Source organism: Agromyces sp. GXQ0307 (assembly GCF_044769845.1).
Taxonomy (GTDB): domain Bacteria; phylum Actinomycetota; class Actinomycetes; order Actinomycetales; family Microbacteriaceae; genus Agromyces.
The window spans coordinates 475,597-501,478 of the sequence record NZ_JBIZVY010000003.1 but is presented as its reverse complement, the minus strand read 5'-3'; the positions used below and the strand labels follow the sequence as shown (position 1 = coordinate 501,478).

Genomic DNA, 25,882 nt, shown 5'->3' with positions numbered 1-25,882 from the left:
GTCGCCTGCATGCCTGGAGCGCGGGCGGCGGCCGTTTGTCAAGGCCTGCGCGCTCGTCGCGAACCGCGCGTAGGGTCGCAGGCGCGCCGACGGGGCGACATCCCACGGCCACGACCAGAGAGGGGACCCACCATGAGCACCTCATCCGATCGACCCGCCCGCGACCGGTTCGCGAGCACCCCCGCCGATCGCGACGGCGACGGCATCCGCGACGACCGCGAGGTCGTCGATCGCGACGGCGACGGCATCCGCGACGACCGCGAGGTCGTCGATCGGGAGGGGCGGGTGGTGCACGACGAGCGGCCGGTCGTGGCCGATCCCGCGGTGCGGGCGGCCATGCTCGAGCGCGAGCGCGAGCGGTTCGGCGGCATGATGTTCGGTTCCGCCTTCTTCGGGTGGCTGACCGCGGTGGGCGTCGCCGTCCTGCTCACGACGTTGCTGGCCGCGACCGGCGCGGCACTCGGCCTCGGCACGCTCGGCGAGGACCTCGACGAGGCGGCCGCCGAGAACGCCGGCACGATCGGCATCGTCGGCGCCATCGTGCTCCTGATCATCCTGTTCGTCGCCTACTTCGCGGGCGGCTACGTCGCGGGGCGGATGGCCCGCTTCAACGGACTGAAGCAGGGGCTCGCCGTCTGGCTCTGGGCCATCATCGTGGCCGTCGTGGGTGCGATCATCGCCGCGATCGCGGGCAGCCGGTACGACGTCCTCGCGAACCTGAACGCGTTCCCGCGCATCCCCGTGACGGAGGGCGAGTTGACGATCGCCGGCATCGCGACGCTCGTGCTCGTGATCGCCGCCAGCCTGGGCGGAGCCGTGCTCGGCGGGAAGGCGGGGACCCGGTACCACCGTCGCGTCGACGCGGTCGGCTTCGGCACCGAGCCCGTCCGGTGACCGCTCGCCGGGAGCGCGGAGGCCGCGCACCCGGTCGGTAGCGGGAGGCCGGCGTCGGGTTCGGCGCCGGCCTCCTGTGGCGCCGTCGGACGTCGGAGGGCGCTCATAGGATGACACTCGTGAGCGACATCCCCACCGAGTTCGACGACGCCCGCAGCGAGTCCGAGGCGCTCCGCGAGCGCATCGAGCGATACCGGACGACGTACTACTCCGAGGGCGTGAGCCTGGTCAGCGACGCCGAGTACGACGCCGACTTCCACCGACTCGAGGCCCTCGAGCGGGCGTTCCCCGAACTGGCGGGGCAGGACAGCCCGACGCAGCAGGTCGGCGCAGCGCTCGTGTCCGTCGGGTTCCCGTCGCACGAGCACGCCGAGCGAATGCTGAGCCTCGACAACGTGTTCAGCGTCGACGAGTTCGTCGAGTGGGCGACGAAGGCGCAGGCGGCGGCGGGCCGCCCGGTGCGCTGGCTCTCCGAGCTCAAGATCGACGGGCTCGCGATCAGCCTCGCGTACCGCGACGGCGTGCTCGAGACCGCGACGACGCGAGGCGACGGTCGCGTGGGCGAAGACATCACCGAGAACGTCGAGTTCATCCCCGCGATCCCGCGCCGGCTCGAGGGCGACGGGTTCCCCGCGTTCTTCGAGGTACGGGGCGAGGTCTTCCTCCGGTCCGAGGACTTCGAGGCGCTCAACGAGCGCCAGCATGCGCTGCAGGCCGACTTCGCCGCCGAGCAGCGCGCCAGGGGGCGGGCGGAGGAGACCATTCCGACGCGTTTCCCGGAGTTCGCCAACGCCCGCAACACCGCAGCGGGCAGCCTTCGGCAGCGGCGCGAGAACAAGACCCCGCAGCAGCTCGAGCTCATGCGGGACCGGCTCGGCCGACTCGCCCTCTACCTGCACGGCATCGGCGCATGGGAGCGCCCGCCCGTGTCGAGCCAATCCGAGATCTACGGGCTGCTGTCGGGGTGGGGGCTGCCGGTCTCGCCGCACTCGCGCGTGTTCGACACGATCGACGAGGTCACCGCCTTCATCGCCGATCGAGGCGAGCATCGTCACGACGTCGAGCACGAGATCGACGGCATCGTCGTGAAGATCGACGAGCTCGCCCTGCACGACGAACTCGGTGCGACGAGCCGGGCGCCGCGTTGGGCCATCGCGTATAAGTACCCGCCGGAGGAGGTGCACACGAAGCTCCTCGACATCCGCGTCGGCGTGGGCCGGACGGGCCGCGCGACGCCGTACGCGGTGATGGCACCGGTGAAGGTGCAGGGCAGCACGGTCGAGCAGGCGACCCTGCACAACCAGGAGGTCGTGAGGGCCAAGGGGGTGCTGATCGGCGACACGGTCGTGCTGCGCAAGGCCGGCGACGTGATCCCCGAGATCCTCGGAGCGGTCGAGGAACTGCGCGACGGCACGGAGCGCGAGTGGCGGATGCCGGAGCGCTGTCCCGAGTGCGGCACGCCGCTGCGCCCCGCGAAAGAGGGCGACATCGACCTCCGCTGCCCCAATGCGCGCAGCTGTCCGGCGCAGGTCCGCGGGCGGGTCGAGCACATCGGCTCGCGCGGCGCCCTCGACATCGAAGCGCTCGGCGAGGTCACGGCCGCCGCGCTCACCCAGCCCTTCGTGCCGTCGACACCGCCGCTCGTCACCGAGGCGGGGCTCTTCGACCTCACGGTCGACGAGCTGGTCCCGATCGAGGTCGTCGTCCGCGACGCCGAGACCGGCGAGCCGAGGACCGATCCGGTCACCGGCGAGGAGATCCGTCGCGCACCGTTCCAGAAGGTCCGGGTCACCTATCCTCCGGGCAGTGAGCAGATGTCGGCGGCCGAACGTCGCGCGGCCGGAATCCGGAAGGACCACCGCGAACTGATCCCGTCGGAGGCGGCCTCGAAGCTCCTCTCCGAGCTCGAGAAGGCGAAGACCAAGCCGCTCTGGCGAATCCTGGTCTCCCTCAACATCCGGCACGTCGGACCGGTCGCTGCACGTGCGCTGGCCGACCACTTCGGGTCGCTCGAGGCGATCCGTGCCGCGAGCCACGACGAACTCGCCGAGGTCGAGGGTGTGGGCGGCATCATCGCCGATTCGCTGCTCGAGTGGTTCGGCGTCGACTGGCATCAGGAGATCGTCGATCGGTGGCGGGCGGCGGGCGTGCAGTTCGCGACGCCGGGCCATCCCGGGCCGGGGCGGGCCGCGGACGCGGGCGGCGTGCTCGCTGGGCTCACCGTCGTCGCCACGGGCAGCCTCGAGGGCTTCACGCGCGAGGGGGCGCAGGAGGCGATCATCGCAGCGGGCGGCAAGGCGGCCTCGAGCGTGTCGAAGAAGACCGACTTCGTGGCGGCCGGCCCCGGTGCCGGATCCAAGCTCGCGAAGGCCGAGGAACTCGGCGTCCGGGTGATCGACGCCGCCCAGTTCGCGATCCTGGTGACGGAGGGACCCGACGCGCTCGTCGGATGAGGGGGCGGAGCATGCAGGCCGAGGAACACGCCGAATCGTCCGAGCTCGTGCGCCCGGAGGGCGAATCCGGCACCACGCGTCGGGACTTCCTGCGCTACGGCGGCGTGGCGGGGGCGAGCGCGATCGTCGCGGGCGGGGGAGCGGCCGCGATCGCCGCCGCAGCCGGCCACTCGGCAGGCGTCGACGAGGGGGCGGCGGGGATCGCCCCGCTGCCGCCCCCGCCGCCGACCCGCTCGAAGCCGGGCTTCGACCACCTCGTCGTCGTGATGGGCGAGAACCGGTCCTTCGACAACCTCCTCGGCTGGCTCTACGACACCGGCGACCTTCCCGACGGGGTGAGCTTCGACGGCCTCGCGTTCGGGGAGTTCGCGAACGCGACCGCCGATGGCGAGCGGGTCCCCGCGCACGTCTACGACGGCCCGACCGACGCGATCATGCGGCGCCCCGACCCCGATCCGGGCGAGGAGTACCCGCACGTCAATACGCAGCTCTTCGGAACCATCCGGCCCGCGTCGAACGCGACCGCCGAGATCGACGACATGACCGCGCCCTTCAACGCCCCGGACGGCGGTGCGACGGCGGGCATGGACGGCTTCGTGATCGACTACGCCAACCACGTCGAGCATCGCCGTCGCGACCCGGAGGACCGCGACATCCGTCAGATCATGGGCTCGTTCTCGCCCGAGATGCTGCCCGTGCTCTCCACGCTCGCGAAGGGGTTCGCGGTCTATGACGCCTGGCACTGCGCGGTGCCGTCGCAGACGTTCTGCAACCGGTCGTTCTTCCATGCCTCGACCTCGCACGGCTTCGTGACCAACCGGGGCGACGGCGGCTATCGCAAGTGGCTCGACGCCGAGGCGAGCCCCACGATCTTCAACCGGCTCGACGACGCGGGCCTCGACTGGCGGATCTACTTCGACGACCTGCAGCTGGTGTCGATGACGGGCGTCATCCACGCCCCCGCGCTCGAGAAGTTCTGGCGCACCGCGCATTTCGCGCCGATGTCGCAGTTCTGGAGCGACGTGGCCGACGGCAGGCTGGCGCCGTACAGCTTCGTCGAACCGCGGATGATCTTCGACCACAACGACTTCCACCCGCCGGTCGGCCGCCTCCGCGAGTCCGACGTCGACGGCGACGAGGTGACCGACGGTGCGATCTCCGACGTCCGGGCCGGCGAGGCCCTCATCCACTCGATCTACTCCGCGATCCGCGAGAGCGCGGCCGAATCGGGTTCGAACGCGATGAACACCATGCTCCTCGTCACCTTCGACGAGCACGGCGGCACGTACGACCACGTGCCGCCGCCCGCCGCGACGCCGCCGAGCGCCGACGACGGCGCCGGGGAGATGGGCTTCACGTTCGACCGGCTCGGGTGTCGCGTCCCCGCCATCGCGATCTCGGCGTACACGGCCGAGGGCGCGGTCATCCACGACCCCATGCACCACGGCTCGGTCATCGCCACGCTGTGCGCCGCCCACGGCCTCGACCCGCTGACCGACCGCGATGACGGTGCGCCGACCATCCGCAACGCCGTGACGCTGGAGGCACCGCGGCATCCGCTCACCTGGCCCGCCACCACGCCGCAGTACACGCCGCCGAATCCCGAGGCCGAACCCCCGCACCCCGGCGACGCGCACCGCACCGCCCCGCTCAGCCCGCCCGCGAAGGGGCTGCTCGGTCTCCTCGTCGCCAAGTACGGCGGCGACGAGGCCGAACCGCAGACGTATGGCGACGCGTACGAGCTGCTGCAGAAGTACGGCGTCGGCCTGTTCGGCACGCCTCGATAGAATCGCTGCATCCCCATTCCCGGACGACGGAGCAGCATGTCTGAAATCAGCGCCGAGCAGGTCGCGCATCTCGCGAACCTCGCACGTATCGCGCTCACCGAGGAAGAGATCGAGCACCTCACGACGGAGCTCGGCCAGATCATGCAGGCGGTCGAGAAGGTGAGCGAGGTGGCCACGCCCGACGTGGTCCCCACCAGCCACCCGATCCCCCTGCACAACCCGCTTCGGGAGGACGTGCCGGCCGACGTGCTGAGCGTCGAGCAGGCGCTCTCGGGGGCGCCCGAACACGACGGCACGCGATTCGTGGTCTCGGCGATCCTGGGGGAGGAGCAGTGAGCGAACTGATCCGGCTGAGCGCCGCCGACCTCGCCGCGAAGCTCGCCTCCGGCGAGGTCTCGTCCGTCGAGGCGACGAAGGCCCATCTCGACCGCATCGCTGCGGTCGACGGCGCGGTGCACGCGTTCCTGCACGTCAACGCCGAGGCGCTGGAGACCGCCGCCGACGTCGACCGCCGTCGCGCGGCCGGTGAGGAGCTCGGCCCGCTCGCGGGCGTGCCGATCGCCGTGAAGGACGTGCTCGTGACCAAGGGCATGCCGTCGACGTCGGGCTCGCGCATCCTCGAGGGCTGGATCCCTCCGTACGATGCGACGCCCGTGCGCAAGGTGCGCGAGGCGGGCATGATCCCGCTCGGCAAGACCAACATGGACGAGTTCGCCATGGGGTCGTCGACCGAGCACTCGGCCTACGGGCCCACCCACAACCCGTGGGACCTCGAGCGCATCCCCGGCGGCTCGGGCGGCGGCTCGGCTGCGGCCGTCGCGGCGTTCGAGGCGCCGCTCGCCCTCGGCAGCGACACGGGCGGCTCGATCCGCCAGCCCGCGCACGTCACCGGCACGGTCGGCACCAAGCCCACGTACGGCGGTGTCAGCCGGTACGGTTCGATCGCGCTCGCGTCCTCGCTCGACCAGATCGGCCCCGTGAGCCGCACCGTGCTCGATGCGGCGCTGCTCCACGACGTCATCGCCGGGCACGACCCGCACGACCAGACCTCGATCCCCGACTCGTGGCCGTCGATGGCCGAGGCCGTTCGACGCGCGGATGTCTCGGGCCTCCGTATCGGCGTCGTGAAGGAGCTCGACTCCGACGGCTTCCAGTCGGGTGTCCGCCAGCGCTTCCACGAGTCGCTCGAACTGCTCGCGGCGAACGGCGCCGAGATCGTCGAGGTGAGCGCCCCGAACTTCGAGTACGCGATCGCCGCCTACTACCTGATCCTCCCTGCCGAGGCATCCTCGAATCTCGCGAAGTTCGACTCGGTGCGCTTCGGCCTGCGCGTCGTCCCCGAGGGCGGCGGCACGGTCGAAGAGGTCATGGCCGCCACGCGCGAGGCCGGATTCGGGCCGGAGGTCAAGCGCCGCATCATCCTCGGCACCTACGCGCTGTCGGCCGGCTACTACGACGCCTACTACGGCAGCGCGCAGAAGGTCCGCACCCTCGTGCAGCAGGACTTCGACGCCGCGTTCGCGAAGGTCGACGTGCTCGCCACGCCGACGGCGCCGACGACGGCGTTCAAGCTCGGCGAGAAGCTGCACGACCCGCTGTCGATGTACCTCAACGACGTCGCCACGATCCCCGCGAACCTCGCCGGCGTGCCGGGCATCTCGGTGCCCGCCGGGCTCGCTCCCGAGGACGGCCTGCCGGTCGGCATCCAGTTCCTCGCGCCCGCTCGCGAGGACGCGCGGCTCTACAACGTCGGCGGCGCCCTCGAGGCGCTCCTCGTCGACCGCTGGGGCGGCCCGCTGCTCGCGCAGGCGCCCGACCTGTCCACCCACGAACTCAAGGCGACCGAGGAGGGCGTGGTCTGATGGCGCGCGCGGCACTGATGGACTTCGACGAGGCCCTCGAGCGCTTCGAGCCGGTGATCGGCCTCGAGGTGCACGTCGAGCTCAACACGAAGACGAAGATGTTCTCGTCGGCCCCGAACCCGGCGCACGACGAGTTCCACGGCGCCGAGCCGAACATGCTCGTCGCGCCGGTCGACATGGGCCTGCCGGGCTCGCTGCCGGCCGTGAACGGCACCGCCGTGCGCTACTCGATCTCGCTCGGGCTCGCGCTCGGCTGCTCGATCGCGCCGTCGAGCCGGTTCGCGCGGAAGAACTACTTCTACCCCGACCTCGGCAAGAACTACCAGATCTCGCAGTACGACGAGCCGATCGCCTTCGAGGGCTCGGTCGAGGTCGAGCTCGAGAACGGCCGTACGTTCGAGGTCGCGATCGAGCGTGCCCACATGGAGGAGGACGCCGGCAAGCTCACCCACGTGGGCTCGACGGGCCGGATCCACGGCGCCGAGTACTCGCTCGTCGACTACAACCGCGCGGGCGTGCCCCTCGTCGAGATCGTGACGAAGCCGATCGTGGGTGCGGGGGCGGATGCCCCGGCGCTCGCGCGCGCGTACGTCGCCACGATCCGCGACATCGTGCTCTCGCTCGGCATCTCCGAGGCGCGCATGGAGCGGGGCAACCTGCGCTGCGACGCGAACGTCTCGCTCCGTCCGAAGGGCCAGGCGAAGTTCGGCACTCGCACCGAGACGAAGAACGTCAACTCGATGCGCTCGGTCGAGCGCGCGGTCCGGTACGAGATCCAGCGTCAGGCGGCGATCCTCGCCGACGGCGGCACGATCACGCAGGAGACGCGGCACTGGCACGAGGACACCGGCACCACGAGCCCGGGCCGTCCGAAGTCCGACGCCGACGACTACCGGTACTTCCCCGAGCCCGACCTGCTCCCGGTCGAGCCCGACCCGTCCGTCATCGAGGAGCTGCGCGCCGCGCTGCCGGAGCCGCCCGCCGCGCGCCGGCGTCGCCTGAAGGCCGAGTGGGGTTTCACCGACCTCGAGTTCCAGGACGTCGCGAACGGCGGCCTGCTGAACGAGGTCGCCGCGACGATCGCCGCGGGTGCGAGCCCGGCCGCCGCCAAGAAGTGGTGGACGGGTGAGCTGACCCGCATCGCGAACGCGCAGGGCGCGGATGCCGCGGGCCTGGCGGAGCCGGCGCACGTCGCCGAGCTCGCGGCGCTCGTCGACGAGGGCACGCTCACCGACCGGCTCGCCCGCCAGGTGCTCGAGGGCGTCATCGCGGGCGAGGGGTCACCGCGCGAGATCGTCGACGCCCGAGGGCTCGCGGTCGTCTCCGACGACGGCGCGCTCATCGCCGCGATCGACGAGGCGCTCGCCTCGCAGCCGGATGTGCTCGCGAAGATCCGCGACGGCAAGGTCCAGGCCGCGGGCGCGGTCATCGGCGCGGTCATGAAGGCCATGCAGGGCAAGGCCGATGCGGCCCGCGTGCGCGAACTCGTGCTCGAGCGCGCGGCCGCCGACAGCTAGGTCGATCCCGTCGACGGATGCCGCGGCGCGCGTGATCCCGCCCGCGGCATCCGTCGTCTCACAGCCCGCTCTTGGCGGGCCTCAGTAGCCTGACCCCCCGAACCTTTGCGAGGACACCATGGGATTCCTGGACCGACTCTTCGGCACCGACGACCGCACGGCTCGACCCGCCCGGCCCGTGCCGCCCGCACCGCAGGCGCGACGGCTCAGCGAGGACGAGCTCGCGATCGAGCGCTACCGGTACCTGCTGCGCACCGCGCCGCCCGAGTCGATCGAGGCGGTGCACGCCGAGGCGTTCGCGAAGCTCACCCCCGCGCAGCGGCAGCAGGTGTACCGTTCGCTCGCCGAGCAGGCGCCCGAGGGTGAACGGCTGGTCTCGGACGACCCGAATTCGCTCGCGCGCGCGGCGACGCGGCAGGAGCTGCGCCAGCCGGGGTCGATGGAGCGCGCGTTCGCGGGTGCTCCGGGCGGGGCGGGCGCGGCCCCCGGAATGCGGCAGGGGCCCTCGTTCGGCTCGATGGTGGGCGGCTCGATGCTCGGGACGATCGCGGGCGTCGTGGTCGGCTCGGCTCTCGCGCAGGCATTGCTGCCCGACCCGGCGGCGTTCGACGCGTCCGCTGCGACGGATGGCGGCGCTGATGCGGGCGGCGACGCCGGCCCGGACGCGGGTGCCGATGCGGGGTCGGTCGACGCCGCCGGCGCGGGCGATGCGGGCGGCGACTGGGGCGGCTTCGGGGATCTCGGCGGCGGCGGGGATTTCGGCGGCGGCGATTTCGGCGACTTCGGGTTCTGATCCCGGTGTCGGCGGCGGGCGCTAGGGTTCCTGCGTGAGCAAGCAGGACGGCTCGTCGAGACAGGTCACGACCGGGCCGGTCGACGACTCCGCGACCCCGATCCTGCACGTCGACATGGATGCGTTCTTCGTCTCCGTCGAGCTGCTGCGCCGCCCCGAACTGCGCGGTCGGCCCGTACTCGTCGGCGGCACGGCCGGCCGCGGGGTCGTCGCGGCCGCGAGCTACGAGGCGCGGCGCTTCGGCGTGAACTCGGCGATGCCGATGTCGGTCGCGCTGCAGCGGTGCCCGAACGCGATCGTGCTCCGCGGCGACTACCGTCGCTACTCCGAGTACTCCGAACGCGTGATGACGATCTTCCGGGAGCTCACGCCGCTCGTGGAGCCGCTGTCGATCGATGAGGCGTTCCTCGACGTCTCGGGGGCGCGACGCCTGCACGGCAGCCCGGCCGAGATCGCCTGGACGATCCGTCGGCGCGTCCGTGATGAGACGGGCCTCACGTGCTCGGTCGGCGTCGCTGCGAGCAAGTACGTCGCGAAGGTCGCGTCCTCCCGCGCCAAGCCCGACGGCATGCTCGTCGTTCCCGCGACCGAGACGACCGCGTTCCTGCACCCGCTGCCGGTCGCGGCGTTGTGGGGCGTCGGTCGCGTGACCGAGGAGTCGCTCCTGAAACTCGGCCTCCGCACCGTCGGCGACGTCGCCGAGATGCCCGAGGAGGCGCTCGCACGCGCCATCGGCCCGGCCCTCGCGGCCCGCCTGACGCGGCTCGCGAACGGCATCGACCCGCGCGACGTCGAGACGCGACGGGTCGAGAAGAGCATCGGGCACGAGACGACGTTCCACCACGACCTCGTCGCGCACGACGAGATCGCGCGCGAGCTCCTCAGACTGGCGAATGATGTCGGCGTGCGCCTGCGCCGCGCGGGGATGCTCGCGCGCACCGTCACGCTGAAGCTCAGGTACGGCGACTTCACGACCGTCACGCGGTCGCGAACGCTCGCCGAGCCCACCGATGTCGCGCGCCGCATCTACGAAGAGGCCATGGTGCCGCTCGGCGAGCTCGTCGGAGACGGCCGCCGCGTCCGGCTCATCGGCGTGCGCGCCGAGCACCTGCGCCACGCCGGCGACGGGGCGCCGCTCTGGGATCCCGACGAGGAGTGGCGCGACGCCGAACGGACGATCGACGAGGTCGTGCGCCGGTTCGGGCGCGGTGCCGTGCGTCCGGCGGCGCTCGTCCGGCCCGCGGCGGAGTCGGCGGCGCCCACGATTCGCGATGCGGCGGCCGACGACGAGCCGCCGCCGGGCCCCCGCTCCTTCTGGTGACGCGCACCGTCGACGGCGTGCGAGGGTCGACCGAGCGGGGAGCGGACCGCGGCATCCGTCAATGCCCTTCCGAGGGCCGCGACGCGCAGGTAGCGTGGCCGCATGGCTGATTTCGTGCTCGAGCTCGCAGACAAGGTCGCCGGCGTCGGCGTTCGCACCTCCTACGCCGACAAGGTCGAGATCGGCGGTGCCGAGGTCGTGCCGGTCGCGCTCGGCGCCTACGGCTTCGGTGGCGGCGCCGGCAGCGGCACCGACAGCTCCGACCAGCAGGGCGAGGGCTCGGGCGGCGGTGGCGGCGGCTGGTCCGTCCCGCTCGGCGCGTACGTCGGTCGCGGCGGCGACGTCCGATTCGAACCGAACGTGCTGGGCCTGCTCATCGTCTCGATCCCGCTCGTCGTCGTGACCGGCAAGGCACTGCGGCTGGTGATCCGCGCACTGAAGAAGTAGCGCCGCCCCGCGGCATCCGCCTGCCGCGCCGGCGCAGGTGCGGGCGCCTGGCGTCATCGACGACGCGAGGCCCTCCCGTCGCGCGTATACTCGTTCTCGAACACGGGAGTCCGGTGAGCCGGGCTGAGAGGAAGGTTCTCCAACCTTCGACCGTCGAACCTGATCTGGGTCATGCCAGCGCAGGGAGGGCATCCGATCTCATTTCCCGTGCCGCTTTCCACCAGACGAAAGGGCACGACAGTGCACGAGACATCCACCGACCAGACCCCCACGGCCGGCACCGGCGGCGAGCGTGAGCTCGCGGCATCCCGCACCACGCGCTGGCGGGTCGTCGACATCGTCGTCGCGAGCGTGATCGGCGTCGCCACCGGACTGGTCTTCCTCTTCTGGAACAACGTCGGCTACGCGTGGTTCAGCGCCGCCGACGCCCTGACCCCTGGCCTCGGCGGCATCGCCGTGGGCATCTGGCTGATCGGCGGCGTGCTCGGCGGACTCATCATCCGCAAGCCGGGCGCCGCGCTCTACGTCGAACTCCTCGCGGCGATCGTCTCCGCGCTCATCGGCAACCAGTGGGGCATCGAGACCATCTACTCCGGCCTGGCGCAGGGCCTCGGCGCCGAACTCGTCTTCCTCGCGACCGGTTACCGCCGGTTCGGCGTCGTGACCGCGATGCTCGCGGGCGCGGCGGCCGGTGCCGCGGCGTGGGTCCTCGAGCTGTTCCTCTCCGGCAACCTGCAGAAGTCGGCCGAGTTCCTCGCGCTGTACTTCGGCACCGTCGTCGTCTCGGGCGCCGTCCTCGCGGGACTGCTCGGCTGGATCGCGGTGCGAGCCCTCGCCGCCACCGGCGCGCTCAACCGGTTCGGCGCCGGACGGGACGTCGCCGGACGGGTCTGAGCATGGACCGTTCGTCGTCCGCCGCCGGCCCCGCCCGCGTCGAGGCCACCGGGTGGGGCTGGCGGCACGCCGGCCGTCATCGACCCGCGTTGCACGGGATCGACCTGCCTATCCACCCGGGGGAGCGGGTGCTGCTGCTCGGTCCGTCCGGGTCGGGCAAGTCGACCCTGCTGCACGCTCTGGCCGGAGTACTCGGCGGCGACGACGAGGGCGAGCACCACGGGAGCCTGCACATCGACGGTCGCGCACCCGCCGAGGCGCGCGGGCGTGCGGGTCTCGTGCTGCAGGACCCGGATTCGCAGGTGATCCTCGCTCGCGTCGGCGACGATGTCGCCTTCGGCTGCGAGAACCTCGGCATCCCTCGCGACGAGATCTGGGCGCGCGTGCGCGAAGCGGTCGACGCGGTCGGTCTCGACCTTCCGCTCGATCATCCGACGTCGCGCCTGTCGGGCGGCCAGAAACAGCGGATGGCGCTCGCCGGCGCGATCGCGATGCGTCCCGGCCTGCTCCTCCTCGACGAACCCACCGCGAACCTCGATTCCGTCGGCGTCGGCGAGGTGCGAGCCGCCGTCGCACGCGTACTCGACCGGACCGGCGCGACGCTCGTCGTCGTCGAGCACCGCGTCGACGTGTGGCTCGACCTCGTCGACCGCGTCGTGGTACTCGGGGCCGACGGCCGGCTGCTCGCAGACGGGCCTCCCTCAGGCGTGCTCGACGCGCGGCGCGAGGCGCTCGCCGCCGCTGGGGTGTGGGTTCCGGGCGTGCCGCTCGGGGTGCCCGAGGCGGCGGAAGCCGCGGCGCTCGGCGCGGGGGCCGCGATCTCGACCGAGGCACTCGCCATCGGGCGCCCGGGCGGCGCCGTACTGCACGAGGGGCTCGAACTCGTCGTGCCCGAGGCATCCTCCTCGGTGCTCACCGGGCCCAACGGCGCAGGCAAGTCGACGCTCGCGCTGACGCTCGGCGGTCTCGTCCCACCGCGGGCCGGGCGTGTCGTCGCCGCACCCGGGATCGCCCGCGGGATCGGCGACACTCCGGTCCGCTGGCGCTCGCGCGACCTCCTGTCGCGGATCGGCACGGTCTTCCAGGAGCCCGAGCATCAGTTCGTCGCCACGACCGTGCGCGACGAGATCGCGGTCGCGCCGCGTGCACTCGGGCTCGCGCCCGGCGAGGTCGAGGCCCGGGTCGACGAGATCCTACAGCGGCTCCGCCTCGATCACCTCGCCGCGGCCAACCCGTTCACCCTCTCGGGCGGTGAGGCGCGGCGTCTCACGGTCGGCGCCGTGCTCGCCACGCGGCCGAGCGCGGTGATCCTCGACGAGCCGACGTTCGGCCAGGACCGGCTCGGTTGGATCGAACTCGTGCGACTGCTGCACGAGCTCGTCCGCGAGGGCACGACGCTGTTGTCGGTGACGCACGACGCGGCCTTCATCGCCTCGCTCGGCGCGCACCGGATCCGACTCGATGCGCGCGGCCCCGTGGCATCCGCAGCTGCGACACGGGACGGACGCGCATGAGCACGGTCGACACGGCCGATGCGACGGCCTCCCTCCCCACCCTCCGCTTCGTCGACCGGGTGAACCCGGCCACGAGGCTCGCCGCGGCCATGGTGCTCACGACACCGCTCCTCCTCACCGTCGACTGGGTGAGCGCCGCGATCGCGCTCGCCATCCAACTCGTGCTCTTCGCGATCGCGGGTGTCACTCCCGGCCTTCTGCCTCGACGGACGTGGCCCATCCTCGTCGCCGCACCGCTCGCCGGCATCAGCATGCTCCTCTACGGCCGCCCGTCCGGAACCGTGCACTGGGAGTTCTGGCTGGCGAAGGTCACCGACGGATCGATCGAACTCGCCGTCGCGGTGACGCTGCGGGTGCTCGCCATCGGGCTGCCGGCCGCATTGCTGTTCCTCCGCGTCGATCCGACCGACCTCGCCGACGGGCTCGCCCAGGTGTGGCGGCTGCCCGCGCGCTTCGTGCTCGGCGCGCTCGCGGCGACGCGACTCGTCGGACTGTTCGTGGAGGACTGGCGCGCCATGTCGCTCGCGCGCCGCGCGCGCGGCATCGGCGATCACGGCGCGGTGCGTCGCGCGGCCACGATGGCGTTCGCGCTCCTCGTGCTGGCGATCCGGCGGGGGTCGAAGCTCGCCACCGCGATGGAGGCGCGCGGCTTCGGCGCCGATACGCCGCGGACGTGGGCGCGCCCCTCGACCGTCGGCGCGCCCGACGCGGTGCTCGTCGTGATCGCCGCCGCGATCGCCGCGACCGCCATCGCCGGAGCCGTGTGGGCGGGGACCTTCCACCCGGTGTGGGTGTGAACGCCGTGCGCGCGCTCGCGTTCCGTCCTGCGCTCGACGCGGTGCGCCGCGCCGCGCGCGCGCGGCGGCATCCGCTCGTCCTCGTCGACGGTCCGAGCGGAGCCGGCAAGAGCACGTTCGCGGCCGCGTTGGTCGCCGAGTGGCCGGGGCATCCGCCGACGCTCGTGCGAGTCGACGAGGCGGTCCCCGGATGGCGCGGCCTCCGTCGCGGCGCGTCCGCGCTCGGTCCCCGACTCGTGCGCCCGCACGGCTCGGGGCTCGTCGGCGCGCTCGACCGCTGGGACTGGCTCGCCGACCGACCCGGCGCCGTCGAGCGACTGCGTCCCGGGCGACCGCTCGTGCTCGAGGGGTGCGGGGCGTTCCTCGCGGGTGTCGACGCGACCGACGCGGTCCGGGTCTGGCTCGACGCCCCCGATGACATCCGTCGCGAGCGCGCGCTCGCGCGCGACGGGGGTGCGTTCGACGACTTCTGGGCGTCGTGGGAGTCGGACTGGCGGCGTGTCCGTCGCCGGACCGACGCCGAGCGGTCACTCGCGATCCGGGTACGACTCGGCGACTGATCCGCGCGGATGCTGCGCCACGGACCCGGCCGGGACTACGCTCGGCACATGGGTGATGCGACGTATGTGGCGGAGTTCATCGACGGCCCGCTCGAAGGCGACTTCGAGCAGCGGGCCCTCGTCCGCGGCGAGCCGGAGAAGCGCGTCGGCATGGTCGCCGCCGTCGACGGTCTCGAGTCCCTGTTCTGGTACGACGCGGTCGAGCAGCGTGATGTGGGCGGACAGCTCCGCGTGCGGTTCCGCTTCGACGCGGCGGACTCCGACCCGGTCGAGTCCGACGAGGAGAACGACTGACCCTAGGCGTCGCCGTTCAGGAAGGCGCCGATGAGCTCGCCCGGGTGGGTGAGACGCCAGATCGGACCAGGATCGGTGATCGCCGCATCGAGTTCGAGCGTCGAACTGACCTCGCGTCCGCCGATCGCGACCGTGACCGTGCCGACCTGACGTCCGGCCGGTGAGGTCGTGAACGGTTCCACGTCGACACTCGCGTCCTCGGCGGTCGCGCCGAACGCGGCATCCGTTCGCCCAGCCGTCGCGATCAGCTTCGCACGGTCGCCCCATGCCGAGGCGACCTCGCCGTAGCTCGCCCCGGCCACGATCACCTCGATCGGCTCGGATGCGGCCTGCATCCCCTCGACCGCGGCCAGCACCGCGGGATCGAGCGTCTCGTAGTCGTCGACGCCGGTCATCGCGCCCACCATCGTGCGCCGCTCATCGCCGGACCCGAGGTCGGCCGTCCAGACGAACGTGATGGCCGCCTGATCGGTGAAGCTCCGGCTGATCGCGCGGATGCCCGCGTCGCCGAGGTGCGCGACCGCGTCGGGGATCCGCCGGTCGTCGATCGGCGTTGGCGCACCCGCGTCGCCCTCGAACATCGCGCCGAGCGCAGGTTCCGAGAGCACCATCGCGGCGAGGCGCGTGAGCTCCGTGGCGGTCCCGACGTTGTCTCCGGACAGGCCGGTGGCGTCGACCACCGATGTCGACGTGAAGCCCAGTTCCTCGAGCCACCCGTTCGCCGTCGTCACGTAGGCGTCGAGGCTGCCGAAGGCCCACCTGGCCAGGGTGTCGGCGTGGTTGTTGCTCGATCCGAGGACGACGGCGCGGACGACGTCGCGCTCGGTCCAGGAGTCGCCGGGGGAGACCTGCACGGTTCGCGACCCCTCACTCGAGTATCGGAGGTAGTCGGTGTAGTCCTCCGGCCCGATCCGGATCGCGGGCCCGTCGTCATCGGCGGTGAGGGGAAGCGTGTCGAGCACCACCAGCGCTGTGACGAGCTTCGCGGCACCGCCGATCGGCGCCGCCCGGTCATCGGCGGAAGCGGCGACGAGGGAGGATGTGCCGTCGTCATCGACGAACGCGACCGCCGAGGCGTCCTCCGCGGGAAGGGCGACCGAGCTCGTCGCCGGCGCGGCCGCCTGCGCCGTGTCGACGCGGACCTCGACGTCGGGAAGCGGACCCAGGAGCATCGCCGGACCGTACACGCCGATGCCGAGGATCGCGAGCGCGCCGACGGCGATGCCGACGACGCGTCCGGGGGAGGGGCTCATGCGAATCAGGCTAGCGCGCCCGGGGTCACGCCCAGCCGAGCTCGTGCAGCCGGTCGTCGTCGATGCCGTAGAAATGCGCGATCTCGTGGACGAGCGTGACGTGGATCTCGTCGCGGAGCTCGTCTTCGGTGTCGGCGATCGCGAGCAGCGGCTCTCGGTAGAGCACGATGCGGTCGGGCATCTCGCCGAAGCCGTAACGGTCGCGTTCGGTCAGCGACACGCCCTCGTAGAGGCCGAGCAGGTCGAGTGACCCGTCTTCCGGGCGGTCCTCGACCACGAACACGATGTTCTCGAGGCCCTCGACCATGTCGTCCGGCAGCTCGTCGAGTTCATCGACGACGAGCCGTTCGAAGGCCTCGGCATCGAGTTCCACCAGCGGCTCCGATCTGGAGGCGAATTGGGGTGAGTAACGGGGCTTGAACCCGCGACCTCCTGGACCACAACCAGGCGCTCTACCGACTGAGCTATACCCACCATGGCCGTCTCGTTCGCACGAGCGGCAACCCTACGAGATTACACCACGTTCGAGGTACCCGATGACACCGCGGTGCCTTCGCCGACCACGTCGGCCGCGATGGCCTGGAGTTCCTGGCTGGTCGGTCCGGGATCGGCGACGAAGACCGCCCGGCGGTAGTACTGCAGTTCGCGGATGGACTCGAGGATGTCGGCGAGCGCCCGGTGCCCGCCGTCCTTCGCCGGCGCGTTGAAGTAGGCGCGCGGGAACCAGCGCTTCGCGAGTTCCTTGATGGAGGAGACGTCGACGTTGCGGTAGTGGAGGTGCGCGTCGAGGCGCGGCATGAAGCGGCTGATGAACGCACGATCGGTGCCGATCGAGTTGCCTGCGAGGGGGGCGCGCTGCTCGTCGGGCACGTGCTTCAGCACGTACTCGAGCACCTGGTATTCGGCATCGGCCACGGACACGCCGTTCGGAATCTCCTCGATGAGGCCGGACTGCGTGTGCATGGCCCGAACGAAGTCGCCCATCGACTCGAGCGCGCTCGCGTCGGGCTTGATGACGATGTCGAGGCCCTCGTCGACCGGCTCGAGGTCGTAGTCGGTGATCACGACTGCGATCTCGACCAGTTCGTCGACCTCGAGGTCGAGCCCCGTCATCTCGCAGTCGATCCAGACCAGTCGGTCGCTCGAGGATGCCATGCGGTGAGTCTAGCCGCGCGGGCCGACACGGCTGCGAGTCGCGCGCGCTCGAGGGGCGCCCGGGCCCCTGCGGTATCGTGGTGGCGATCGGCCCTCGTAGCTCAGCGGATAGAGCAGGAGCCTTCTAATCTCTTGGTCGCAGGTTCGATTCCTGCCGAGGGCGCCGAGACCCGCTCCGGGCGATCGCGATCGCGACGAGCGGGAAGAGCAGCAGCGAGAGCAGGCCCGCGCCGACGAGCGCCGACGCCGTGCCCGAGTCCATGTCGCCGGCCTCGACGCCGATCGTGGTCACCGCGACGATGATCGGCAGGCCCGTCGCCCCGAACAGCCCGGTCGAGATCCGATCGCGCGCGCTCGATCCGGGCGGGGTCAGCAGGGCCGACGGCACACCGCGGATGACGAGCAGCAGTGCGGTGAAGAGGGGGAGCAGTAGCAGCGTCCGGGCGTCTTCGACGAGGGCCTCGAGATCGAAGGTGATCCCGGTGTAGATGAAGAAGATCGGCACGAAGACGCCGAACCCGATTCCGTCGAGCTTGACCTCGATGGTGCGGCGATCCTGTTCGGGCGCTCCCTCGAGCAGGAGCCGGGTGATCACTCCGGCGGCGAATGCGCCGAGCAGCATGTCGAGGTCGAGCACGATCGACAGTCCGACCAGCGCGAGCATGACGAGGATGACGAGCCGGATGGCGAACTGGCCGCTCGTGTGCAGCGTCGCGGTGATCGCCGCGTGCAGCCGGCGCCCGTCGCCCCTCGACGCGCGCCAGATCGCCACCCCGGTGATCGCCGCGAAGGCGACGAGCACGATCGCCGCGTGCAAGGGCGCCCGACCGGACAGGAACAGCGAGATGGCGATGAGCGGCAGGAACTCTCCCGCGGCGCCGATGGCGAGCACGGAGACGCCGAACGGCGTCCGCAGCATTCCGGCGTCCCTGAGGATCGGCAGGAGGGCGCCGAGCGCGGTCGAGGTCAGCGCGATGCCGATGAACACGGCTCCGGCGTCGGGATCCACGAACCAGCCGGCTGCGAGGCCGAGGACGATCGAGATCGCCCAACCGAGGCTCGCCCGCACGAGCGGGCGCCCACGGATCGCCTCGAAGTCGATCTCCTGTCCGGCGAGGAAGAACAGCATGGCGAGTCCGAAGTCGGAGAGCAGTTCGATGAATGGGTCGGGCTGCACCCAGCCGAGCGCCGACGGGCCGAGGACGATGCCCAGCACGATCTCGAAGATGACGACGGGGATCGCGATCCAGCGGCCGAAGGCCCTGACTGCGAGCGGGGCGAGGGCGGCGATGGCCGGGATGAGCACCAGTGTGGGTACGTCGACCTGCACGCGGCCCCCCTTCGTCGTGGGAATGCTATCCGACGGCACGCCCGGGTCCGGGGAACGCCTTACGCGACATCCGCCCGTCACACGCGTGTCGTATCGTCATGGCATGCGCGACCTCCAGGCACGGATCATCGAAGAACTGCACGTCGAGTCCTCCATCGACCCGGCCGACCAGGTCCGCCGGCGCGTGGACTTCCTCAAGGCCTACCTCACGGCGTCCGGCGCGAACGGTCTCGTGCTCGGCATCAGCGGCGGGCAGGACTCCTCCCTCGCCGGGCGGCTCTGCCAGCTCGCCGTGGACGAACTCGCCGCGGAGGGGCGCACGGCGCGGTTCATCGCCGTCCGGCTGCCGTACGGCGTGCAGCGCGACGCGGCCGACGCCGACCTCGCGCTCGAGTTCATCCGGCCGTCCGAGACGATCGAGTTCAACATCAGGGGCGGCGTCGACGGGCTCGCGGCCGAGTTCGAGGCCGCCGTCGGCGGTCCCGTCAGCGACTTCGGCAAGGGCAACGTCAAGGCTCGAATGCGGATGGTGGCCCAGTACGCGTTGGCCGGCGAGGGCGGGCTGCTCGTCGTCGGCACCGACCACGCGGCCGAGGCCGTCACGGGCTTCTTCACCAAGTTCGGCGACGGCGGTGCCGATCTGCTGCCCCTGTCCGGGCTCACCAAGCGCCAGGGTCGGTCGCTCCTCGAGCACCTCGGTGCGCCCGACCGGCTCTACCTGAAGACCCCGACCGCCGACCTGCTCGACCACGACCCCGGCCAGGCCGACGAGGCGAACCTCGGGTTGACGTACCGCGACATCGACGACTTCCTCGAGGGCCGCGACATCGACGACCTGGTCGCCGAGCAGATCGAGGCCCGGTTCCTGCAGACACGGCACAAGCGCGCCGAGCCCGTCACGATGTTCGACGCGTGGTGGCGCGGCTGACGCGTCGCCACCGATCGAGCCCCGCCCGATGAGCGGTGGGTCGGATCAGTCGCGCCGGGCGACCGTGCGGCGGTCGGTGTCGGCGTCGGCGAGCTCGTCGGCCTCCGCTGCGGCCGGCGTCGCGACCGGCTGCGTCGCCGCGTCCTCGACGAGCGGAGCCTGCGCGTAGCGCTCGTGGTGCTGCTCGGCGACCCAGGTGTCCTGTTCGGCGGCGAGCTCCTGCACCGGCTCGTCGCCCTGCAGGCGCCACCGCTCGAGGTCGTTGCGGAAGTCGCGCCGGGTCCGCGACGGATGCCGCTGCCACTCGAGCATGCGCTCGCGGAACTCGGCCACCGCGGGATCGAGCTGGTAGCCGAACGTGGCCGAGGCTCGCTTGAGCTCGTGCAGCTGGTGAGCCGCCCAGTCGGCGGCGACGTCGGCGCCGCGCAGCGGCAGGAGGCGGACCTGGATGTCGGCCTGTCCGACCGCACGATCGGCGAGGACCTGCTCCTGCGGCGTCAGCGAGTTCCACACGGAGGCCTCGGTGGCGGCGTCGATGAGCGTCGCGATGGCCGCGCGGCGCAGTTCCCGGTCGCGCTGCCGGATCAGGCCGCGCACGGCGGACCGTGCGATCCACGCCGAGAGCAGCCCCGAGACGAGGACCGAGACGAACACGACGCCGGCCGTGAACAGCACGGGACGGTTCTCGTCCGAGAGGAGCCAGGCGACGACGTCATTCCACCACTGCATGAGCGCAGGCTAGCGCTGCGCGGCTTCGGCGGGATGCAGCCTGCCCGGCGTGCCTCGCGACCGTCGGGGTTGCGACGCGCGCCGGGTCCCGGCATCCGCTCGGCTCAACCGAGGGCGGTGCCGTCGGCGGCGTACGGTTCGATCGCGGCGATCTCCGCGTCGGTGAGCGGCGCCGCGTCGAGCGCGGCGACGTTCTGCTCGAGCTGTGCGACGCTGGACGCGCCGATCAGCGCGCTGGCCACCTGCGGAACGCGGAGCACCCACGACAGCGCGAGCTGGGCGAGCGACTGGCCACGGCCCCCGGCGATGGCGTTCAGGGCCCGCGCGCGCTCGAGGTACTCCTCGCTGATGCGTTCGGCGGGCAGGAAGTGGCTCGTCGCCGCACGCGAACCCGCGGGCACGTCGCCCGAGAGGTAGCGATCGGTGAGCAGGCCCTGCGCGAGCGGCGAGAAGACGATGGCGGACGCCCCCACCTCGTCGAGCGCCGGGAAGAGGCCGTCCTCGATGTGGCGGTCGAACATCGAGTAGCGGGGCTGGTGGATCGTGAGGGGCACGCCCTCTGCGGCGAGCGCCTCGGCGGCGGCGATCGTCTGCTCGGGCGAGTAGTTCGAGATCCCGGCATACAGGGCCTTGCCCTGGCGCACCGCGTGCGCGAGCGCGCCCATGGTCTCCTCGATCGGCGTCTCGGGGTCGGGGCGGTGCGAGTAGAACACGTCGACGTAGTCGAGCCCGAGCCGTCCGAGGCTCTGGTCGAGCGAGGCCAGCAGGTACTTGCGCGAGCCCCACTCGCCGTACGGGCCGTCCCACATCAGGTAGCCCGCCTTCGACGACACGATGAGCTCGTCGCGATACGGCTTCAGGTCGGTGGCGAGCAGCCGGCCGAAGTTCTCCTCTGCGCTGCCGGGAGGAGGGCCGTAGTTGTTCGCGAGGTCGAAGTGGGTGATGCCGAGGTCGAACGCACGGCGGACGATCGCGCGCTGCGTGTCGAGCGGACGGTCGTGCCCGAAGTTGTGCCAGAGGCCGAGCGACAGGGCCGGCAGCTTCAGGCCGCTCCGCCCGATCCGGTTGTAGGTCATCTGGTCGTAACGGTCGGGGGAGGCGACGAAGGTCATGCCGGTAGCCTAGGGCCGTGATGGAGAGCTTCGTTCTGGCCGGTGGCTGCTTCTGGTGCCTGGATGCGGTGTACCGGACCCTGCGCGGCGTGCACGAGGTCGTGTCGGGCTACACGGGCGGCACGACCCCGAACCCGTCCTACGAACTCGTGTGCACCGGCGCGACCGGGCACGCCGAGGTCGTGCGCGTCGACTTCGACCCCGACGTGCTGCCGCGCGAGGTCGTGCTCGACGTCTTCTTCACGTTGCACGACCCGACGCAGCTGAACCGGCAGGGTGCCGACGTGGGCACCCAGTACCGTTCGGCGATGTTCTTCGACGGCGAGTCGCAGCGCGACCTGTTCGAGGCGGCGCGGACGCGGGCGGCGGACTGGTGGCCGGGTGAGGTCGTCACCACGATCGAGCCGCTGGGCGAGTTCTTCGCTGCGGAGGAGTACCACCAGGACTTCTTCGCGAAGAACCCGGGCCAGGGCTACTGCCTCGCGGTCGCGCTGCCGAAGGTGAACAAGATCCGCCGTTCGTATGCGGACTACATCGTCGCCTGACCTCTCCTCACCAGCCGCCGCGATCCCACTCGATTCCACGGGTCGCGTCGGGGGCCGTCGGATGTCTCGGGTGCACCGCGACGCTGTGGGAAGCGGCATCCGGGGTCGTTCCGGCACGAGGGCCCCGGATGCCGCGAGCCGCCGATCCGCGGCGGCGTCGACCCCTGAGGAGCACCCATGTCCGACCTCGTGACCGTCACCGGCGTCATCGGCAGCGATCCGCGCCACAACGTCACCGCGACCGGCCTGCCGATCACCAACTTCCGCCTGGCGTCCACGCGCCGCATCTTCGACCGCGCCACCGGCGCCTGGAAGGACGGCGAGACCAACTGGTACACGGTCTCGTCGTTCCGCCAGCTGGCGCTCAACACCGCGCGCTCGCTGCGGAAGGGCGAGCGCGTCGTCGTCCACGGGCGACTCCGGATCCGGGCGTGGGAGACCGCCGAGCGCTCGGGCACGGCGATCGAGATCGATGCCGACGCCATCGGCCACGATCTGTCGTGGGGCGTCGCGGTCTACTCGAAGACGTCCGGCTCGCGACTCGTCGAGTCGGCCGGCGAGTCGGAGTCGGAGCCGGAGGCGCAGGACGCGACGGCGACCGACGACCCCGCCGAGACCTCCGCCTGGGCCGCCGGTTCCGACTGGGCGCTCCCGGTCGCCGACGGCGAAGGCGACGCCGACGACATCGCCGGCGACCTGCTCGATCACGACGACGAAGCGGAGGAACTCGCGCTCGAGTCGTCGATCGCCCGCTGACCGACCGCCGCCGTTCCCGCCCGCCCGCACGGTCCCCACCGCAGCCGCGCCGTAGACTCGGCCACCGTGGAGATCGAGCGGGGTCGGAGCGTCGCCGTGCGGCGCGCGCGGGGGTCGGCGCCGAGGAGCCGGGCCGCGGCGGTCGTGCTCACGAGCGTCGTCGTCGTCGGTCTGGCGGGATGCAGCATGTTCGACGGACGCGGCACCGATGATGCGCAGCCGTCGTCGCCGTCGGGCATTCCGTCTTCGACGCCGTCGGCCGCCCCGTCCACCCCGCCGTCGAGCGAGGGCGAGGCGCGGCCGCCGTCCGACGCCGAGGCCCTCGCGCGCTTCGATGCGTCGAACCGCGCGGTGATCGCCGGTGTCGCATCCCCGACGGCGACTGCGTTCGTCGATTCGCTCGTCGAGGCGGGTTTCGATCCCGCATCGATCGAGGTCACCTCCGACACCACGACCCTCGGCGAGCGAGCGGACTCGATCCAGTTCGCGGTCCGCATCGACGACCGGTGCCTGATCGGGCAGTACGGCGCGGGCTCCGACGGCTACCGCAGCACGGAGGCCGGTGTCCTCGGAACGGGCGGATGCCTGGTCGGGGCCGCGGTCGCCGTCGGCGGATGACCGGCGGCGCCGGCCCGCGGCGGAGTCGGAGACCTGAACGCTCGGGCGCGGGCCGCTAGGCTGGTGGGCTGAACCGTGCACTCCACTCGTGAGGAACCCAGTGGCTGACTACATTTACTCGATGGTCCGCGCCCGCAAGGCGGTCGGCGACAAGGTGATCCTGGACGACGTCACGATGGCGTTCCTTCCCGGGGCCAAGATCGGCGTCGTCGGCCCGAACGGCGCCGGCAAGTCCACGATCCTGAAGATCATGGCCGGCCTCGACCAGCCGTCGAACGGCGAGGCGCGGCTCACGCCGGGTTACTCGGTGGGCATCCTCATGCAGGAACCCGAGCTCGACGAGACGAAGACGGTCCTCGAGAACGTCCAGGAGGGCGTGGGTCCGATCAAGGCGAAGATCGACCGGTTCAATGAGATCTCCGCCGCCATGGCCGACCCCGATGCCGACTTCGACACCCTGCTCGCCGAGATGGGCACCCTCCAGGAGGAGATCGACGCGGCCGACGCATGGGATCTCGACTCCCAGCTCGAGCAGGCCATGGACGCACTGCGGTGCCCGCCGAGCGACACGCCCGTGTCGGTGCTCTCGGGCGGTGAGAAGCGCCGCGTCGCGCTCTGCAAGCTCCTGCTTCAGAAGCCCGACCTGCTGCTCCTCGACGAGCCCACCAACCACCTCGACGCCGAGAGCGTGCTCTGGCTCGAGCAGCATCTCGCCAAGTACCCCGGCGCGGTGCTGGCGGTCACGCACGACCGGTACTTCCTCGACCACGTCGCGGAGTGGATCTGCGAGGTCGACCGTGGCCGGCTGTACCCCTATGAGGGCAACTACTCGACCTACCTCGAGAAGAAGGCCGAACGCCTCCAGGTGCAGGGCAAGAAGGATCAGAAGCTCCAGAAGCGGCTGAAGGACGAACTCGAGTGGGTGCGCTCGAACGCCAAGGGGCGCCAGGCGAAGTCGAAGGCGCGCCTTGCTCGGTACGAGGAGATGGCGGCGGAGGCCGAGCGCACGCGGAAGCTCGACTTCGAGGAGATCCAGATCCCCGCCGGTCCGCGACTCGGCGACGTCGTGCTCGAGGCCAAGAAGCTCGAGAAGGGCTTCGGCGACCGGATGCTCATCGACGGCTTGAGCTTCACGCTGCCGCGCAACGGCATCGTCGGCATCATCGGCCCGAACGGCGTCGGCAAGACGACGCTCTTCAAGACCATCGTCGGGTTCGAGCCGCTCGACGGCGGAAACCTGAAGATCGGCGAGACCGTGAAGATCTCGTACGTCGACCAGTCGCGCACCGGCATCGACCCGAACAAGACGCTGTGGGAGGTCGTCTCCGACGGGCTCGACTACATCCAGGTCGGCAAGACCGAGGTGCCGAGCCGCGCGTACGTATCCACCTTCGGCTTCAAGGGGCCCGACCAGCAGAAGCGGGCGGGTGTCCTCTCGGGCGGCGAGCGCAACCGACTGAACCTCGCGCTCACGCTCAAGCAGGGCGGAAACCTCCTGCTCCTCGACGAGCCGACCAACGACCTCGACGTCGAGACGCTCTCGAGCCTCGAGAACGCGCTGCTCGAGTTCCCCGGCTGCGCCGTGGTCATCACCCACGACCGGTGGTTCCTCGACCGCATCGCGACGCACATCCTCGCCTACGAGGGCACCGACGAGAGCCCGGCCGACTGGTACTGGTTCGAGGGCAACTTCGAGGCCTACGAGGCCAACAAGGTCGAGCGCCTCGGCCCCGAGGCCGCGAAGCCGCATCGCTCGACGTACCGCAAGCTCACGAGGGACTGAGATGCGCCTGCACGTGCCGACGCCGCTCCGCTGGAGCGACCTCGACGCGTACGGTCACGTGAACAACGCCCGGATGCTGAGCCTGCTCGAGGAGGCTCGCATCCAGGCGTTCTGGGTGAACGACGACGGAACGGCCGAGCATGCGGTCGGCGCCTCGACCGCGGTGATCGACGCATCGCCGGGTTCGGCGACGCTCTCGCTCATCGCGCGACAGGAGGTGGAGTACCTCGCGCCGATCCCGTACCAGCGGCTGCCGCTCGACATCGAGCTGTGGATCGGCCGGATGGGCGGGGCGAGCCTCGAGGTCTGCTACGAGGTGTACTCGCCCGACGGCGCCGTACCGCGCACGCTGTACACGCGCGCCGCCACGACGATCGTCCTCGTCGACGCCGGGACCGAGAAGCCCCGGCGCATCACCGACGCCGAGCGGGTCGCCTGGGAGCCGTACCTCGGCGACCCGATCGCGTTCCGGCGACGCTGATGAGCAGCCGGACCCGACGCGGTCGGGCCAGGCGCAGCGCGGTGCGGCGCCGTGCCCGC

The 25,882-nt window shown here is 71.5% G+C and carries 26 protein-coding genes, 2 tRNA genes and 1 riboswitch; of the genes, 21 read left to right on the top strand and 7 right to left on the bottom strand.

The genetic code is table 11. The features are described from left to right. The first annotated feature begins 132 nt into the window (after positions 1-132). From ACIQH8_RS12390 to ACIQH8_RS12325, 14 genes are all read left to right on the top strand, one after another. Complete coding sequence (locus ACIQH8_RS12390; RefSeq protein WP_400999044.1) at positions 133-894, top strand: hypothetical protein; 762 nt, start codon at positions 133-135, stop codon at positions 892-894. Positions 895-1,004: 110 nt separating this feature from the next. After that, positions 1,005-3,347, top strand: a complete 2,343-nt coding sequence (gene ligA, locus ACIQH8_RS12385; RefSeq protein ID WP_400999041.1) for an NAD-dependent DNA ligase LigA — start codon at positions 1,005-1,007, stop codon at positions 3,345-3,347. A gap of 11 nt (positions 3,348-3,358) precedes the next feature. Further along, on the top strand, positions 3,359-5,134 hold the full coding sequence (locus tag ACIQH8_RS12380; protein WP_400999039.1) for an alkaline phosphatase family protein: 1,776 nt from the start codon (positions 3,359-3,361) through the stop codon (positions 5,132-5,134). A gap of 36 nt (positions 5,135-5,170) precedes the next feature. Further along, positions 5,171-5,470 (top strand): Asp-tRNA(Asn)/Glu-tRNA(Gln) amidotransferase subunit GatC, encoded by a 300-nt coding sequence (gatC, locus tag ACIQH8_RS12375; RefSeq protein ID WP_129234694.1) that lies wholly within the window; start codon positions 5,171-5,173, stop codon positions 5,468-5,470. Continuing rightward, positions 5,467-6,996: an Asp-tRNA(Asn)/Glu-tRNA(Gln) amidotransferase subunit GatA gene (gatA, locus tag ACIQH8_RS12370; RefSeq protein ID WP_400999035.1), complete on the top strand. Its 1,530-nt coding sequence runs from the start codon at positions 5,467-5,469 to the stop codon at positions 6,994-6,996. The genes gatC and gatA overlap by 4 nt, the downstream gene beginning before the upstream one ends. Next, positions 6,996-8,513 carry an Asp-tRNA(Asn)/Glu-tRNA(Gln) amidotransferase subunit GatB gene (gene gatB, locus ACIQH8_RS12365; RefSeq protein WP_400999032.1) on the top strand — a complete coding sequence of 506 codons (1,518 nt, stop codon included), beginning with the start codon at positions 6,996-6,998 and terminating at the stop codon, positions 8,511-8,513. The genes gatA and gatB overlap by 1 nt, the downstream gene beginning before the upstream one ends. 118 nt (positions 8,514-8,631) lie before the next feature. Further along, a complete protein-coding gene (locus tag ACIQH8_RS12360) occupies positions 8,632-9,306 on the top strand; it encodes a hypothetical protein (RefSeq protein WP_400999029.1) in 675 nt (224 codons plus the stop codon). 34 nt (positions 9,307-9,340) lie between these two features. Next, positions 9,341-10,627: a DNA polymerase IV gene (locus ACIQH8_RS12355; protein WP_400999026.1), complete on the top strand. Its 1,287-nt coding sequence runs from the start codon at positions 9,341-9,343 to the stop codon at positions 10,625-10,627. A 102-nt stretch (positions 10,628-10,729) separates the two neighbouring features. Next, positions 10,730-11,074 (top strand): hypothetical protein, encoded by a 345-nt coding sequence (locus ACIQH8_RS12350; protein WP_400999024.1) that lies wholly within the window; start codon positions 10,730-10,732, stop codon positions 11,072-11,074. Positions 11,075-11,166: 92 nt separating this feature from the next. Further along, positions 11,167-11,277, top strand: a riboswitch (TPP riboswitch). Positions 11,278-11,314: 37 nt separating this feature from the next. After that, positions 11,315-11,968, top strand: a complete 654-nt coding sequence (locus ACIQH8_RS12345) for an ECF transporter S component (protein WP_400999022.1) — start codon at positions 11,315-11,317, stop codon at positions 11,966-11,968. 2 nt (positions 11,969-11,970) lie between these two features. Continuing rightward, entirely contained in the window at positions 11,971-13,482 is a 1,512-nt protein-coding gene (locus ACIQH8_RS12340) for an ABC transporter ATP-binding protein (protein ID WP_400999019.1), read from the top strand. Beyond that, on the top strand, positions 13,479-14,279 hold the full coding sequence (locus ACIQH8_RS12335; protein WP_400999016.1) for an energy-coupling factor transporter transmembrane component T family protein: 801 nt from the start codon (positions 13,479-13,481) through the stop codon (positions 14,277-14,279). Before ACIQH8_RS12340 ends, ACIQH8_RS12335 begins: the two co-directional genes overlap by 4 nt. Further along, positions 14,276-14,839, top strand: a complete 564-nt coding sequence (locus ACIQH8_RS12330) for an ATP-binding protein (RefSeq protein WP_400999013.1) — start codon at positions 14,276-14,278, stop codon at positions 14,837-14,839. Before ACIQH8_RS12335 ends, ACIQH8_RS12330 begins: the two co-directional genes overlap by 4 nt. Before the next feature lie 48 nt (positions 14,840-14,887). Continuing rightward, positions 14,888-15,133, top strand: coding sequence for a hypothetical protein (locus ACIQH8_RS12325; RefSeq protein ID WP_353814284.1), 246 nt, complete (start codon positions 14,888-14,890; stop codon positions 15,131-15,133). Between the two features lie 2 nt (positions 15,134-15,135). On the opposite strand, the gene ACIQH8_RS12320 is transcribed toward ACIQH8_RS12325, so the two are convergent. From ACIQH8_RS12320 to orn, 4 genes are all read right to left on the bottom strand, one after another. Further along, positions 15,136-16,386 carry a hypothetical protein gene (locus ACIQH8_RS12320; protein ID WP_400999010.1) on the bottom strand — a complete coding sequence of 417 codons (1,251 nt, stop codon included), beginning with the start codon at positions 16,384-16,386 and terminating at the stop codon, positions 15,136-15,138. Positions 16,387-16,411: 25 nt separating this feature from the next. Continuing rightward, positions 16,412-16,759 carry a metallopeptidase family protein gene (locus ACIQH8_RS12315; RefSeq protein WP_155843353.1) on the bottom strand — a complete coding sequence of 116 codons (348 nt, stop codon included), beginning with the start codon at positions 16,757-16,759 and terminating at the stop codon, positions 16,412-16,414. A gap of 25 nt (positions 16,760-16,784) precedes the next feature. Next, positions 16,785-16,860 (bottom strand) — tRNA-His (locus ACIQH8_RS12310). Positions 16,861-16,899: 39 nt separating this feature from the next. Continuing rightward, a complete protein-coding gene (gene orn / locus ACIQH8_RS12305; RefSeq protein WP_400999006.1) occupies positions 16,900-17,541 on the bottom strand; it encodes an oligoribonuclease in 642 nt (213 codons plus the stop codon). 90 nt (positions 17,542-17,631) lie between these two features. On the opposite strand from orn, the gene ACIQH8_RS12300 reads away from it, so the two are divergent. Next, positions 17,632-17,704: transfer RNA gene (locus ACIQH8_RS12300), tRNA-Arg, on the top strand. Here ACIQH8_RS12300 and ACIQH8_RS12295 read toward each other — a convergent pair. Next, on the bottom strand, positions 17,666-18,847 hold the full coding sequence (locus tag ACIQH8_RS12295; RefSeq protein WP_400999821.1) for a cation:proton antiporter: 1,182 nt from the start codon (positions 18,845-18,847) through the stop codon (positions 17,666-17,668). The two genes, ACIQH8_RS12300 and ACIQH8_RS12295, sit on opposite strands and share 39 nt — an antisense overlap. Before the next feature lie 127 nt (positions 18,848-18,974). Between ACIQH8_RS12295 and nadE the strand changes: the two genes are divergently transcribed. After that, entirely contained in the window at positions 18,975-19,799 is an 825-nt protein-coding gene (gene nadE / locus ACIQH8_RS12290; protein ID WP_400999003.1) for an ammonia-dependent NAD(+) synthetase, read from the top strand. 45 nt (positions 19,800-19,844) lie between these two features. On the opposite strand, the gene ACIQH8_RS12285 is transcribed toward nadE, so the two are convergent. Beyond that, positions 19,845-20,528, bottom strand: coding sequence for a hypothetical protein (locus tag ACIQH8_RS12285; protein ID WP_400999000.1), 684 nt, complete (start codon positions 20,526-20,528; stop codon positions 19,845-19,847). Between the two features lie 104 nt (positions 20,529-20,632). Beyond that, the gene (locus ACIQH8_RS12280; protein WP_400998998.1) at positions 20,633-21,640 is read right to left on the bottom strand and encodes an aldo/keto reductase; all 1,008 of its coding nucleotides are present in this window, start codon (positions 21,638-21,640) and stop codon (positions 20,633-20,635) included. A 20-nt stretch (positions 21,641-21,660) separates the two neighbouring features. On the opposite strand from ACIQH8_RS12280, the gene msrA reads away from it, so the two are divergent. From msrA to ACIQH8_RS12255, 5 genes are all read left to right on the top strand, one after another. Further along, entirely contained in the window at positions 21,661-22,185 is a 525-nt protein-coding gene (msrA, locus tag ACIQH8_RS12275) for a peptide-methionine (S)-S-oxide reductase MsrA (protein ID WP_400999819.1), read from the top strand. A 177-nt stretch (positions 22,186-22,362) separates the two neighbouring features. After that, positions 22,363-22,941, top strand: coding sequence for a single-stranded DNA-binding protein (gene ssb / locus ACIQH8_RS12270; RefSeq protein WP_400998995.1), 579 nt, complete (start codon positions 22,363-22,365; stop codon positions 22,939-22,941). Between the two features lie 66 nt (positions 22,942-23,007). Next, positions 23,008-23,559, top strand: a complete 552-nt coding sequence (locus ACIQH8_RS12265; protein ID WP_400998992.1) for a DUF6993 domain-containing protein — start codon at positions 23,008-23,010, stop codon at positions 23,557-23,559. Between the two features lie 100 nt (positions 23,560-23,659). Then, entirely contained in the window at positions 23,660-25,342 is a 1,683-nt protein-coding gene (ettA, locus tag ACIQH8_RS12260) for an energy-dependent translational throttle protein EttA (RefSeq protein ID WP_400998989.1), read from the top strand. Position 25,343: 1 nt separating this feature from the next. Then, a complete protein-coding gene (locus ACIQH8_RS12255) occupies positions 25,344-25,823 on the top strand; it encodes an acyl-CoA thioesterase (protein ID WP_400998986.1) in 480 nt (159 codons plus the stop codon). The last annotated feature ends 59 nt before the right edge of the window (positions 25,824-25,882 follow it).

Bases quoted from the DNA above. Each gene is read 5' to 3' on its own strand.
- ACIQH8_RS12390 (WP_400999044.1), top strand. From the start codon at position 133: ATGAGCACCTCATCCGATCGACCCGCCCGCGACCGGTTCGCGAGCACC.
- ligA (WP_400999041.1), top strand. From the start codon at position 1,005: ATGACACTCGTGAGCGACATCCCCACCGAGTTCGACGACGCCCGCAGC.
- ACIQH8_RS12380 (WP_400999039.1), top strand. From the start codon at position 3,359: ATGCAGGCCGAGGAACACGCCGAATCGTCCGAGCTCGTGCGCCCGGAG.
- gatC (WP_129234694.1), top strand. From the start codon at position 5,171: ATGTCTGAAATCAGCGCCGAGCAGGTCGCGCATCTCGCGAACCTCGCA.
- gatB (WP_400999032.1), top strand. From the start codon at position 6,996: ATGGCGCGCGCGGCACTGATGGACTTCGACGAGGCCCTCGAGCGCTTC.
- ACIQH8_RS12360 (WP_400999029.1), top strand. From the start codon at position 8,632: ATGGGATTCCTGGACCGACTCTTCGGCACCGACGACCGCACGGCTCGA.
- ACIQH8_RS12350 (WP_400999024.1), top strand. From the start codon at position 10,730: ATGGCTGATTTCGTGCTCGAGCTCGCAGACAAGGTCGCCGGCGTCGGC.
- ACIQH8_RS12340 (WP_400999019.1), top strand. From the start codon at position 11,971: ATGGACCGTTCGTCGTCCGCCGCCGGCCCCGCCCGCGTCGAGGCCACC.
- ACIQH8_RS12335 (WP_400999016.1), top strand. From the start codon at position 13,479: ATGAGCACGGTCGACACGGCCGATGCGACGGCCTCCCTCCCCACCCTC.
- ACIQH8_RS12325 (WP_353814284.1), top strand. From the start codon at position 14,888: ATGGGTGATGCGACGTATGTGGCGGAGTTCATCGACGGCCCGCTCGAA.
- ACIQH8_RS12320 (WP_400999010.1), bottom strand. From the start codon at position 16,386: ATGAGCCCCTCCCCCGGACGCGTCGTCGGCATCGCCGTCGGCGCGCTC.
- orn (WP_400999006.1), bottom strand. From the start codon at position 17,541: ATGGCATCCTCGAGCGACCGACTGGTCTGGATCGACTGCGAGATGACG.
- nadE (WP_400999003.1), top strand. From the start codon at position 18,975: ATGCGCGACCTCCAGGCACGGATCATCGAAGAACTGCACGTCGAGTCC.
- ACIQH8_RS12285 (WP_400999000.1), bottom strand. From the start codon at position 20,528: ATGCAGTGGTGGAATGACGTCGTCGCCTGGCTCCTCTCGGACGAGAAC.
- ACIQH8_RS12280 (WP_400998998.1), bottom strand. From the start codon at position 21,640: ATGACCTTCGTCGCCTCCCCCGACCGTTACGACCAGATGACCTACAAC.
- msrA (WP_400999819.1), top strand. From the start codon at position 21,661: ATGGAGAGCTTCGTTCTGGCCGGTGGCTGCTTCTGGTGCCTGGATGCG.
- ssb (WP_400998995.1), top strand. From the start codon at position 22,363: ATGTCCGACCTCGTGACCGTCACCGGCGTCATCGGCAGCGATCCGCGC.
- ACIQH8_RS12255 (WP_400998986.1), top strand. From the start codon at position 25,344: ATGCGCCTGCACGTGCCGACGCCGCTCCGCTGGAGCGACCTCGACGCG.